Raw genomic sequence first — 12820 nt, 5'->3', positions numbered from 1 at the left:
CTGAAACGATGTGGAACCAATCGATGCGTTATTCTGCTTTCTCCCTGCTTCTAAACGGACTTCGCGGCAACAAGGCGTGGGCGCTTGCGTGGCGGCAGCCGGAGCCGAAGCCGCGTTACGACGTGATCATTGTTGGCGGTGGTGGCCACGGACTGGCGACGGCCTATTACCTCGCCAAGGAATTCGGCATTACCAACGTGGCGGTGCTTGAAAAGGGCTATATCGGCTCGGGCAATGTCGGCCGCAACACCACGATCATCCGTTCCAACTATCTGCTGCCGGGCAACAACCCGTTTTACGAACTTTCGATGAAACTGTGGGAAGGGTTGGAGCAGGACTTCAACTTCAATGCCATGGTTTCGCAGCGCGGCGTGCTCAATCTCTTCCACTCCGACCCCCAGCGTGACGCTTATATGCGGCGCGGCAATGCCATGCGGCTGCACGGCGTCGATGCCGACCTGCTCGACCGCGCCGCGGTGCAAAAAATGCTGCCCTTCCTTGACTACGACAATGCCCGCTTCCCCATCCAGGGCGGCCTTCTGCAGAAACGCGGCGGCACGGTGCGCCACGATGCGGTTGCCTGGGGCTATGCTCGTGGCGCCGACATACGCGGCGTCGATATCATCCAAAACTGCGAAGTAAACGGCATCCGCCGCAAAAACGGCATCGTAATCGGCGTAGAGACCACCAAGGGCTTCATCGGCTGCGGCAAGCTCGGCCTTGCTGCCGCGGGCAATTCCTCGCGCGTCGCGGAAATGGCCGGGCTGAAGCTGCCGATCGAGAGCCATGTGCTGCAGGCATTCGTGTCAGAGGGGTTGAAACCCTTCATCGACGGCGTGGTGACGTTCGGAGCCGGGCATTTCTATGTCTCGCAGTCCGACAAGGGCGGGCTGGTGTTCGGCGGCGATATCGACGGCTATAATTCCTATGCGCAACGCGGCAATCTGGCCACCGTCGAGCATGTCGCGGAAGCCGGCAAGGCGATGATCCCATCGTTGTCGCGTGTCCGGGTGCTGCGCTCCTGGGGCGGCATCATGGACATGTCAATGGATGGCTCGCCGATCATCGACCGAACCCATCTCAACAATCTCTACCTCAATGCCGGTTGGTGTTACGGCGGCTTCAAGGCGACGCCTGCCTCCGGCTTCTGCTTTGCCCATCTGCTGGCCAGGGACACGTCCCACGACACGACACGGCAGATGCGTCTCGACCGGTTCGCACGCGGCTACCTGATCGACGAAAAAGGTCAGGGCGCCCAACCCAACCTTCACTGATATTTCTCAAGGAATAGCCGGACATGGCAAGCCTCGTCCCCTGCCCGCATTGCGGTGCAAGACCAAAGGAAGAATTCACCGTCAAGGGCGCGGCGCTTGCCCGCCCCGCGCCGGATGCGGATCAGGAGAGCTGGATGGTCTACGTCTATCTGCGCGACAATCCGCGCGGCCGCTACGAGGAATACTGGCACCACACCTCGGGCTGCCGCCGCTGGCTGGTGGTGACCCGCGACACCGCTACCCATGAGATCGAAGCAATCCGCGATGTGGCGCTTGCCGGACAGACGGATGCCCGCACATGACATCCTATCGCCTGGCAACCGGGGGCCTGATAGCCCGGCAGACGCCACTTTCCTTTTCCTTCGACGGCAAGCGTATGCTTGGCCTCGAAGGCGACAGCTTGGCTTCGGCCCTGCTGGCCAATGGCCAATTGCTGGTCGGGCGAAGCTTCAAATATCATCGCCCTCGCGGCATCCTCACTGCAGGTGCGGCAGAACCGAATGCGCTTGTGACCATCGGCCAAGGCGGCCGGACCGAACCCAATACCCGCGCGACGATGCAGGAGCTTTATCACGGGCTGGAAGCGATGAGCCAGAGCCGCTGGCCCTCGCTGGAATTCGATATCGGCGCGCTGAACAACCTGTTCTCGCCCTTCCTCGGTGCAGGCTTCTACTACAAGACCTTCATGTGGCCCGCCGCCTTCTGGGAAAAGATCTACGAACCCTTCATCCGCAAAGCGGCCGGCCTCGGCAAGGCCAGCTACGAGGCGGACCCGGATAGCTACGAGAAGTGCTGGGCGCATTGCGACCTGCTGGTGATCGGTTCAGGTCCTTCCGGTCTTGCCGCAGCGCTGAGTGCCGGGCGCTCCGGCGCACGGGTCATTCTGGTGGACGAGCATTCGGTTGCGGGCGGATCGCTTTTGTCAGAAACGGCGACGATCGGTGGCGAAACTGCCGCGCAGTTCGTCGCGCAGACGCTGGCCGAGCTTCAGTCACTTTCCAACGTGCAGATCCTGAGCCGCACCACGGCCTTCGGATGGTATGATGGTAATGTGTTCGGCGCTGTCGAACGGGTGCAGAAGCATGTCCTTGATCCGCTGGCTGCCATCCCTGTGGAACGTCTGTGGCGCATCGTCGCCAAACGGGCGATCCTTGCCAGCGGTGCGGAAGAACGTCCGCTGGTCTTCGGCGGCAATGACATGCCCGGTGTCATGATGGCGACTGCGATGCGGACCTATCTGAACCGCTACGGGGTTGCTCTTGGCAAGCAGGTAATCATCTTCACCAGCAATGACAGCGGCTATGCCCTGGCCCGAGATTTGGAATCGGCGGGCGTCAACCTCGTCGCCGTGATCGACAGTAGACCGGATGCGGGCTTCCGCTATTCAGGTCGGGCGCGCGTTATCAAGGGCGCCTATGTCTCCGATGCTCATGGCGGAAAGGCGCTTTCCTCCATTAGCGTGTGGAAGAACGGTAGGGTGGAAACCCTCAAGGCGGACGCACTCGCCATATCCGGCGGTTTTAGCCCAATCATCCACCTTGCCTGTCATCGCGGGGCCAAGCCCGTGTGGTCGGATGGACAGGCCGGGTTCCTCGCGCCGACGGGCCTCAACGGCTTCGAACTGGCAGGCGCCGTCAACACCCACTCCGGCATCGCCGCCTGCCTTGCGGAAGGTGCGGCGCGCGGCACGAAATGCGTGGAGGAACTCGGCTTCGCCGCCTCTCCCGCCATGTTCCGCGCGGTCGAGGGCGATATCGTCGCCCCGCCGGCAAAGGCGCTTTGGAACATTCCCGGCATTAAGGGCAAGGCTTTCGTCGATTACCAGAATGACGTGCATCGTAAGGATTTCGGCCTTGCTTTGCAGGAGGGTTATGGCCATGTAGAGCTCGCCAAGCGCTACACCACCAATGGCATGGCGACCGATCAGGGCAAGCTTTCCAATGTCAACGCCATCGGTCTGCTGGCGGAAGCACGTGGCATTTCGCTAACAGAAGTCGGCACTACGACATTCAGGCCGTTCTACACGCCTGTATCCTTCGGAGCGCTGACCGGTCCCTCGCATGGCAAACATTTCCAGCCAGTGCGCAAATCGCCGCTGCACGACTGGGCCAAGAAGAACGGCGCTACCTTCGTGGAGACAGGGCTCTGGTATCGTTCGGCATGGTTCCCGCGCGCGGGTGAAACCGGCTGGCGCGAAAGCGTCAATCGTGAAGTGCTGAACGTTCGCATAAATGCCGGTCTTTGCGATGTCTCTACGCTGGGTAAGATCGAGGTCTGCGGTAAGGACGCGGCGGAATTCCTCAACCGCGTTTATTCCAACGCCTTCCTCAAGCTGCCGGTTGGCAAGGCCCGTTATGGTCTGATGCTGCGCGAGGACGGCATGATCTACGACGACGGCACCGCAAGCCGTCTTTCCGGCCAGCATTTCTACATGACCACCACCACGGCTTACGCGGCGGGCGTGATGAACCATCTGGAATTCTGCTCGCAGGCGCTATGGCCGGAGTTAGACGTACGGCTCGCCTCTTCCACCGACCAGTGGGCGCAGATGGCGATAGCCGGGCCGAAATCGCGACTAATCCTGCAGGCGATCGTCGATGAGGATATTTCGAACGAGGCATTCCACTTCCTAGGCGCGAAGGAGGTCTCGCTGTTCGACGGACAGCTTCACGGCCGTCTGTTCCGGATCTCGTTTTCCGGCGAACTCGCCTTCGAGCTTGCCGTTCCGGCCGGCTACGGCGAATGCGTCGCCGATGCCCTGATGGAGTCCGGTAAGGAGCATTGCATCCAGCCTTACGGCGTCGAGGCGCTGAACGTGCTGCGCGTCGAAAAGGGTCATGTTACCCACAGCGAAATCAACGGCACCGTGGTCCCCGCGGACCTCGGATTCGGCAAAATGGTCTCCGATGCCAAGGTCGACTTCATCGGCAAGGCGATGGTCGGACGTGAGGGCCTGACGGACCCGGACCGCCTGCAGCTTGTCGGCGTTGTTCCACTGGATGCGAACAACACCTTCCGCGCCGGCTCGCATATCCTTGGTCGGCACGCGGCCGCCACGCTTGAAAACGATCAGGGCTACGTCAGCTCCAGCGCCTATTCGCCGCATGTAGGCTCGACGATCGGGCTCGCACTCGTAAGGGGCGGTTCGGAACGTCACGGCGAAGAGGTGATGATCTGGAACGGTGTGTGCAATGAATATACGCCTGGGCGACTCTGTAGCCCGGTCTTTATCGACCCAACAAACGAGAAGCTTCATGTCTGAATTTCGCGTCACCCTGCGTTCCGCGCTTGGCGCCGAACAGCCCATCGTATACGGCGGAATCGACCTCAAGGTTCTGCCGGAAGGCCATCTGATTCACGTGCTTGGGAAACCCGGCGCCTCGGCAATTGAGGCCAGGCTCGCCTCGCTTAGCGACGAGTCTCCCGCTGCCGTGCGTGTCGCCGGTCCCGGGCAGTGGTTTGTCGTAGGGAATTCCGCCAAAACCCATGCGGAATTCACTGCATTGGACGATACGCTTCAGCCGTATGCTTTCGCCGTTGATCAGAGTCATGGCCGCGTCCGCATTGCAATCGCGGGTTCACAGGCGGCATCCGTGCTAGCAAAGGGCAGCGCCGCAAACTTTGCAAGTCACGTCTTTCCAATAGGTCGGAACACGACAACGCTGATCGGTCGCATTGCCGTGCACATCACACGCACCTCGGAAGATGGGTTCGAGCTGATAGTATTAAGAAGCTTCGCGGAGAGCCTTTGGGGAGAGCTCACTCGGATGAGTGCAGAATATCGATAGTTCAGTTGGAAAAACGGAAGCGCTGAGGTCCAGTTGCCTCGCCTTCCATGAGGAGACGTTATGCCGAGCAACTTGATCTTAAACGTAAATTGCAAGGCGGCAAGGGGGATTGTTGCAGCTATCTCGACATTTTTGGCGGATCGGGGCTGCAACATCGTCGATAGCTGGCAGTTCGACGACCTCGATACGAGCAAGTTCTTTACCCGCATCTCGTTCATTTCCGAAGAGGGCGTAACGCTGTCGGCACTGGAGGAAGAATTCGCGCCGATCGTTGAGAAGTTCGGCATGGAGGCGAAAATCCGTGATGGCGCCAGCCGCATGAAGGTGCTCTTAATGGTCTCGCGGTTCGGCCATTGCCTTAACGACCTCCTCTACCGCTGGAAGATCGGTGCCCTACCAATCGACATCGTCGGCGTCGTCTCCAACCATTTCGAGTACCAGAAGGTCGTGGTGAACCATGACATTCCGTTCCACCACATTAAGGTGACGAAGGAAAATAAGCGACAGGCTGAAGCGCAGATCATGGCGGTCGTTGAACAGACTGGCACTGAGTTGATTGTTCTGGCCCGCTATATGCAAATCCTATCCGATGAGATGTGTCAGACGATGTCGGGTCGGATCATCAACATCCACCATTCGTTTCTGCCGAGCTTCAAGGGTGCCAATCCCTACAAGCAAGCCTACGAGCGCGGTGTGAAGCTAATCGGTGCGACGGCGCATTACGTCACTGCCGATCTCGACGAAGGTCCGATCATCGAGCAGGACACGGCCCGCATCACCCATGCTCAGAGCGCCGACGACTATGTCTCGATCGGCCGCGATGTTGAAAGCCAGGTTTTGGCGCGCGCCATACACGCACATATTCATCATAGGACGTTCCTCAACGGCAACAGGACCATTGTGTTTCCGGCTAGCCCGGGATCTTATGCCTCCGAGAGGATGGGCTAAGCATGGTCACGATCCTCGACGGGAAGAAGGTCGCTGCTTCCGTAATCGATAGGATCAAGTCCGCTGCAGCGGAACTTGAGAAACTCAACGGTACCAAAACTGGTCTTGCCGTAATTATCGTGGGCGACGATCCGGCGAGCCACACATAAAGTTTTGTCCGAGAGCCGTATGGCAACGGAATGCGGTTTCAAATCTGTCCAGTAGACGCTTCCTAGCGAAACCTCTCAGGGAGAGCTCTCTACTCTGGTGGGAAAGCTGAATAGCGATCAGAGCATCCACGGCATTCTGGTTCAGCTGCCGCTGCCTAAGCACTTGAACAGCGAAGCCATTATCCAGCGTATTCTGCCGGAGAAGGATGTCGACGGCCTAAGCGTCGTAAATGCCGGCAAGCTTGCGACCGGCGAGCTGAAAACGGGGCTCGTGGCCTGTACGCCAGCCGGTGCAATGGTTTTCGTCCATCGCACTCACGGCAAAGATCTGTCGGGCCTTCACGCCATCGTCATCGGCCGTTCGAATCTGTTTGGCAAGCCGATGGCTCAGCTTCTTCTCAACGCCATCGCGACGGTTACGATCGCCCATTCGCGCACGAAGAACGTTCTTGACGTATGCCGCAACGCTGACATTCTTGTGGCCGCCGCCGGCCGCCCGGAAATAGTACAGCCCAACTGGGTGAAAAAGGGGGGCACCATTATCGACGTCGGCGTCAACCGGATCAATGCACTCGAGTGTGATGCAATTCCATTAGTGGCCGGCATCAAGTCGCCTTGAGGCGCGTGACGACGACGAGACTGTAGGCCACGACCGAGGACCAGACGTAGCTCTTGAAGTGATCCAGGCCGCCAAGGTGCAGCGCGCCAAGCGGTAAGCGCGCTTGAGGCATGAGATTTCGGCCTAGATGCGCGCACGGAAGTTACGCAGCTTGCGATAGACCCCATTGCTTCTGACCATGTCCTCAATCTTGAGGCCCACTTTCTTGTGGAATGCCATGTCGCGAACGCCCAAGGTCTTGGCTCTAGCCAGAATTGTCGCGACTAGCAAAGCCGCCGTCGGCCGCCGCCTGCCGCGGCGCGTGACCATAGAACGCGATATGGCAGCATCGGCAGCAATCGATCGCTGTCGCGCGGATTGCCCGCCTCGATCACCGGACCGAGAATCATGCCGCTCCTGCCGGTGGTCAGGTTGAGTTAATGGCCGTAGGCGAGCACATCAGGCTCGACATCGTCCATGATAGTAGCCAGCTTCGGCACCTCTTCGGCCAGATCTGGTCGGCGATTGGGCGCCATTGCAGGCTCGCTGCCTCGGCGGTCTTCTGAGCGAAAGCGTTGGCGATGAAGGCCGATGCCACACATGGCAAACCATGAAATGCTTTGGAAACGGAAGGGGATCGTGATCACCCGACAGGAGTAAGCGAAGCGATATCGGCATCACGCTGGCGCGACCTGCGTTGTAAGCTGACCCGCATCATTTTGCGCCTATCCTGACTACGTGCCCGAACGTAAGAATTCATGAACAGAAGGTGAGCTTGCCATTCCGTCGGCTCCGCGGCTATCAACCATCTCTTTGCCAGATACCAACAATATAAAAACTGTATTTGACCCTGGTCGCCAGGCCGATGATCTTCGACTGAAGAATGACTTGGCGATAGCTTCGGACTTCGTTCGTCGGTTCGAACTTGTAAAATTTGACAACTGACCAAGCCGATGTGTGACCACGACATTCTCGCCGATTCCACTGACCGGAGTAGCATTCCCAAAACGCAAAACGGAGAACGAGCGCAGGCACAAGAGCTACTGGAAGTGATGGACCGCGCCAATCTGGAAGCGCTCGTTGTCACCGACCATGCCCATCTCTGTATCTTTCCAGATATAATGGAAACGGCGGGTACTTCGTACCATTCCCCGTTGATCTTCGCACCGGGGAAGCAACCCACTTTCGTCATGCGAGAATACGAAGTGAATGCTGTGCGCACGTACAGTTTCCCATACCCAGCATATCGCGGGTGTGAGCGCGGCACGGCGGCGATGTTCTGTTCCCGGCGTGCCACGAAATAACATTGCGACGCAGTAATATGACAAATTTAGGATTCAAATGAAAATTGTGACGAACTTCCCACGAAAAGTGCGTGAGATTGAGAACGTGTTCATCCCCCTCTCGGACGGCACGCGACTAGCCGCGCGTGTCTGGCTTCCGGAGGACGCAGAAAGCGATCCTGTGCCAGCGATCCTAGAATACATCCCATATCGCAAGCGCGATCGTACATCCGCACGAGACACAGGTACATATCAGTACTACGCAGGGCATGGCTATGCCGGGGTGCGCGTTGACCTGAGAGGCACGGGCGAGTCGGACGGGTTCATTTTCGACGAGTATGCAAAGCAGGAGCAGGATGACTGCCTCGAGGTTCTGGCCTGGCTGGCAAAGCAGCCTTGGTGCAACGGGGCATGTGGTATGATCGGTATTTCATGGGGCGGGTTCAATGGATTACAGGTTGCTGCGAGACAACCCCCGGAATTGAAGGCGGTAATTTCGTTATGCTCAACCGACGATCGTTATCGGGACGACATTCACTATATCGGGGGGTGCCTGCTGCTTCGCAAGATCACGTGGTCGGAAGAGATGGCTGCGGTATTGTCCTACGCGCCGGATCCGACGCTGGTGGGAGAGGGCTGGCGGGAGATGTGGCTTAAGCGATTGGAGAACCAACCGCTGATGCTCGATAATTGGCTAGAGCATCAGCGTCGTGATGCATACTGGAAGCACGGCTCGGTTTGTGAGGACTACTCCAGCATCCTCTGTCCGATCTACGCGGTGAGCGGCTGGACTGATGGATACACCAACACGGTGCCGCGGCTGCTATCAAAGCTCAATGTACCCCGTAAAGGGTTGATGGGCCCGTGGGGCCATAGTTATCCGCATTCGCCTGGGGCCTATCCGGGGCCGCAAATGGGGTTCCTGCAGGAATGCCTAAGATGGTGGGATCACTGGCTGAAGGGCATGGATACCGACATCATGGATGAACCGATGTACCGGGTCTGGATGTATGAACCTGCGCAACCGAAGACTTTCTATAGCGAACGCCCAGGTCGGTGGGTCGCTGAACCCTCTTGGCCTAGTCCGCATATTCAGCCGCAATATTTGATGCTCAATGTAGGTACGCTTTCCAAGGCGCCGGGAGCAGAAACAGAACTGAAAATCCGCTCGCCTCTTCATACGGGCGCAGCTGCGGGCCGTTTTAGCGCGTGGGGCATTCCTGGCGACATGCCGGCGGATCAGCGTGAGGACGACGGCAAGTCCTTGTGCTTCGATAGTGAGCCGCTCGATGCGAGATTAGAAATTCTCGGCGCCCCCGTCGTCGAGCTGGAAATATCGAGCGACAAAGCTGTGGCACAGATCTGTGTGCGCTTAAACGATGTCGCGCCCAATGGTGCTTCCACACGGGTCAGCTACGGCTTGCTCAATCTTACACATCGTGACAGCCATGAAACGCCGACTGCGCTGGAACCCGGGAAGCGGTATAGGGTTCGGGTCCAGTTAAAGGACTCGGCTTATGCCTTTCCATCCGGAAACCGAATTCGTGTGGCTGTGAGTTCAGCTTATTGGCCGCTCGTCTGGCCAAGTCCGGAACCAGTCACAGTCAGTGTTGTTGCTGGTGCAAGCAAATTGGAATTGCCCACGCGAGCTCCGCGTCCAGAAGACGAGCATTTGAAACCGTTCTTAGCTGCCGAATCCGCTCCTTTGGAGCAAGCTACGATCCATCGGGACTTCTCAACACGAGAAACAACCACACGTGATCTAGTCACGGGGGAAACGACGTATGTTCTTGACAGGGATTACGGATTCCAGACCATCGAGCATATAGGACTGGAGATAGAAAGCGGAAAGCTTGAGACATTCCGCATCGGAGAGGATGACCCGCTAACGGCCACCATGGAGATTGAGAACTGGCACCGGCAGGGACGCGGTGATTGGCAGGCGTATGCCAAGTCTCATACCTCTTTTCGAGCCACTGAGACCGAATTTATTATCGAAGCTCGGCTAGACGCTTTTGAGGGTGACAATCGCATTGTTTCCAGAAACTGGCACCTTAGGAAGAAAAGAGACCTGATCTAGGGCGGCGGTGATGCTGGTGACCCACGACATGGGTGTCGTCGCCGAGACGGCGAACCGTATGGCCGCGGTGCATCGCGGCCGGATCATCGAGAGCAGACCGGCGCGGCGAGTAAGCCGCGCGCCGCGCGAGCGCTATTCTGGTCACCGCGATTCCCCGATCCGGGATCGGGTCCGCGACCGAGGTACTCCAGTCTTCGGGAACGTTCGGCCGGGCCACAATGTCAGAATTGCCAGCAACCCCTACGACTTGCGAGTTCCCCGCCCGGCGCGGCAGTCATAATTCCTACGGTGCGCAAATTTGGTCGCGTCAGGATGAAGGAACATACGAAGGTGTCAACTCCTCGGCCGACTCTTCAAGAACCTGGATCTCGAACTGGCGACCGAAAGTTGTTGCCGGTGTCGAAAAGTGAACAGTCGAGACGTGCCAGTGGGCGCCGTTCGGCGCCCAGGCGGGCGCGGCGCATAAGATTAGCGACGGGCGTCGTCGGCGTGTTCTTCGACCGCGCAACTCCTCGAACCGCTGGGGCCGCACGTCTGAACGAGGATGCCTTCTGGGTCGTGGACGTAAATCCAGTCAAGGCTGTAATGTCGATAATTGGCCCGTCAGAATATATGAACAGCGCACGCTCCTTCTCGACCCGCATCAACGGCTGCCCGCGACGTCCTCGGTGGACGTGAGCTGCGAGCGTCAGGGCGACCTGATTGGAGGTCTTGTCGATGACCATTCCGTTTGAGATTTGCGAAGCCACTATCCCCGAACTGCAGGTTGCGATGGCTTCAGGTCGGGTGACAGCTCAAGGCCTCGTCGATGCTTACCTTGCGAGGATAGAAGCGTATGATCGAAAAGGGCCCTGCCTTAACGCAATAATTCGCCTGAACGAGTTGGTCTATGATGACGCCGCCGCGCTCGACGAAGAGAGGCGGGCTGGTCGGGTGCGGGGGCCAATGCATGGAGTGCCCATCATCCTGAAGGACAACTTTGCAACATCTGAGATGCCTACATCTGCGGGCTGCGCTGCGTTAGCTAAGCTGTGGCCAAGGGGCGACGCCTTTCAGGTGAAAAAAATGCGTGAGGCGGGTGCCGTCATCTTAGGTAAAGCAAGCATGGATGATCTTGCCGCGAGCATAACCGGGACAAGCTCATTGGGTGGCCAGACGCGCAATCCTTACGATCTCAACAGGATTCCTGGAGGCTCAAGCGGAGGCAGTGGTGTAGCCGCTGCCGTCAGTTTTGCCGCGATTGCATACGGAACCGATACAGGGGGATCTATCCGCATACCCGCAGCTTACAATAACCTATTTGCGTTGCGGCCGACAAAGGGGCTGTCGAGTAACAGGGGTATCATGCCTTATTCGCATACGCACGACACCGTAGGACCCCTCGCCCGTACAGTAATCGATCTCGCGATTGGACTTGATGCTACGGTCGGACCGGATCCTGCCGTTCCAAGAACGAGAGCAGCGGGATGCCGAGTGCCATCCTTTATTGGAGCACTTAATGCGGCAGCTCTAAAGGGCGCCCGACTGGGCATCGTCGGTAACTTGTTCCGCGAAGCGGACGATGCGGAGGCGATGGGAGTCGTAGAAACGGCAGCGAAGCGATTGAAAGAGTGTGGTGCGGTCACTCTTGCAATCGAACTCCCAACTATGCTGGAGATCGCGGACGCTGTAGTGTGGGATTTCGAGTTCAGGGTTGATCTAGCGGGCTACCTTGCTGCCATCCCAAGCGCTCCTGTGTCCTCACTGTCCGAGATCTTGAGACAAGGATTGTTTAATCCGGAGCTGCGAGAACAACTGGAGCATGTCAATACCTCCGCTGGTGAAGACAGCCCCGCATACCGCCTAGCGCTCGCGCGTCGAGAAAGCATTCAGCGCGAGCTCTTAAGTGTTCTTGACTTGCATGGGTTAGACGCTCTCGTTTATCCAACCCTTCGAAGCAGGCCCCCACTCATCGGCAGCGTATCGCCAAAAACGAACACCAGACTTAGCGCTGTAACTGGATTCCCGGCAATCGCGATTCCCGCAGGATTTATCTCGGACAATCTGCCGATTGGGATGGAGTTGCTTGGCCGTCCGCTAGCGGACGATCGCCTAGTCGCATTGGCTTATTCCTACGAGCAAGCAATTAGGCCGCGACGATCGCCCAACACTACGCCACCTCTACTGGGCTCTAGCTAGTGGTTTCCGCCCGACATAAGAGTCCGGATCGAGATTCCCTTTTGGCTGAGCGCGTGCGAGTCTGCGGTATGCGCACAGGAATATCTCTCACCGTCTCGCCTTCGGACCATCGGCGCTTGGTTGCCCTGGTCAAAGATTCGTCACAGCCGCAGAAGCATGTGTGGCGCGCCGAGATCGAGCTGTTGAGCGCCACCGGGGCCGGCACGATCGAAATCTTGGGGCGGACCGGCAAATCCAAGACCTGCGTGTGGCGCTGGCGGGAGCGCTTCGCCACGGAAGGCTTCGAGGGGCTGCTGCGCGACAAGACGCGTCCCTCGCGCATTGCGCCGCTCGGGCCTGAGATCGCTGAGCGCGTAATGGCGCTGACGCTGGAGCCCGCCGAAGCAGGAAGCGACACACTGGACCGTCCGCGCCCTGGCCAAGGCGACGGGTATCGCCGCGTCGTCGGTCGTGAAGATCTGGCACGATCATGGCCTTGCGACGCACCGCTGGCGCAGCTTCAAACTGTCGAACGACAAGGCC

7 protein-coding genes and 4 pseudogenes are annotated in these 12820 nt (G+C 58.5%); 9 read left to right on the top strand and 2 right to left on the bottom strand.

All coding sequences use genetic code 11. The features are described from left to right. Positions 1-23: 23 nt before the first annotated feature. The 6 genes and pseudogenes from NKI38_RS27825 to NKI38_RS27800 all read left to right on the top strand — a co-directional run. Positions 24-1274, top strand: a complete 1251-nt coding sequence (locus tag NKI38_RS27825) for a sarcosine oxidase subunit beta family protein (RefSeq protein WP_352663367.1) — start codon at positions 24-26, stop codon at positions 1272-1274. A 23-nt stretch (positions 1275-1297) separates the two neighbouring features. Then, positions 1298-1576: a sarcosine oxidase subunit delta gene (locus tag NKI38_RS27820; RefSeq protein WP_352663365.1), complete on the top strand. Its 279-nt coding sequence runs from the start codon at positions 1298-1300 to the stop codon at positions 1574-1576. Next, positions 1573-4536 carry a sarcosine oxidase subunit alpha gene (locus NKI38_RS27815; protein WP_352663364.1) on the top strand — a complete coding sequence of 988 codons (2964 nt, stop codon included), beginning with the start codon at positions 1573-1575 and terminating at the stop codon, positions 4534-4536. The genes NKI38_RS27820 and NKI38_RS27815 overlap by 4 nt, the downstream gene beginning before the upstream one ends. Continuing rightward, entirely contained in the window at positions 4529-5062 is a 534-nt protein-coding gene (locus NKI38_RS27810; RefSeq protein ID WP_352663362.1) for a sarcosine oxidase subunit gamma family protein, read from the top strand. Before NKI38_RS27815 ends, NKI38_RS27810 begins: the two co-directional genes overlap by 8 nt. A gap of 60 nt (positions 5063-5122) precedes the next feature. Then, entirely contained in the window at positions 5123-6010 is an 888-nt protein-coding gene (gene purU, locus NKI38_RS27805) for a formyltetrahydrofolate deformylase (protein ID WP_352663360.1), read from the top strand. A 2-nt stretch (positions 6011-6012) separates the two neighbouring features. Continuing rightward, positions 6013-6736 (top strand): annotated as a pseudogene (locus NKI38_RS27800) (tetrahydrofolate dehydrogenase/cyclohydrolase catalytic domain-containing protein); the annotation flags it as partial. A gap of 28 nt (positions 6737-6764) precedes the next feature. Here the strand turns inward: NKI38_RS27800 and NKI38_RS27795 are convergent. Beyond that, positions 6765-7194: pseudogene (locus tag NKI38_RS27795) on the bottom strand (transposase); the annotation flags it as partial. A gap of 9 nt (positions 7195-7203) precedes the next feature. Beyond that, positions 7204-7355, bottom strand: a pseudogene (locus NKI38_RS27790) (IS256 family transposase); the annotation flags it as partial. Positions 7356-8098: 743 nt separating this feature from the next. Here NKI38_RS27790 and NKI38_RS27785 point away from each other — a divergent pair. The 3 genes and pseudogenes from NKI38_RS27785 to NKI38_RS27775 all read left to right on the top strand — a co-directional run. Next, positions 8099-10120, top strand: a complete 2022-nt coding sequence (locus NKI38_RS27785) for a CocE/NonD family hydrolase (protein ID WP_352663358.1) — start codon at positions 8099-8101, stop codon at positions 10118-10120. A 717-nt stretch (positions 10121-10837) separates the two neighbouring features. Next, entirely contained in the window at positions 10838-12298 is a 1461-nt protein-coding gene (locus NKI38_RS27780; protein WP_352663356.1) for an amidase family protein, read from the top strand. A 68-nt stretch (positions 12299-12366) separates the two neighbouring features. Then, positions 12367-12820 (top strand): annotated as a pseudogene (locus NKI38_RS27775) (helix-turn-helix domain-containing protein); the annotation flags it as partial.

This window comes from Mesorhizobium sp. M0621 (assembly GCF_040320745.1).
Lineage (GTDB): Bacteria > Pseudomonadota > Alphaproteobacteria > Rhizobiales > Rhizobiaceae > Mesorhizobium.
The sequence above is the reverse complement of the archived record's forward strand: the minus strand, read 5'-3'. Positions and strand labels throughout refer to the sequence as shown.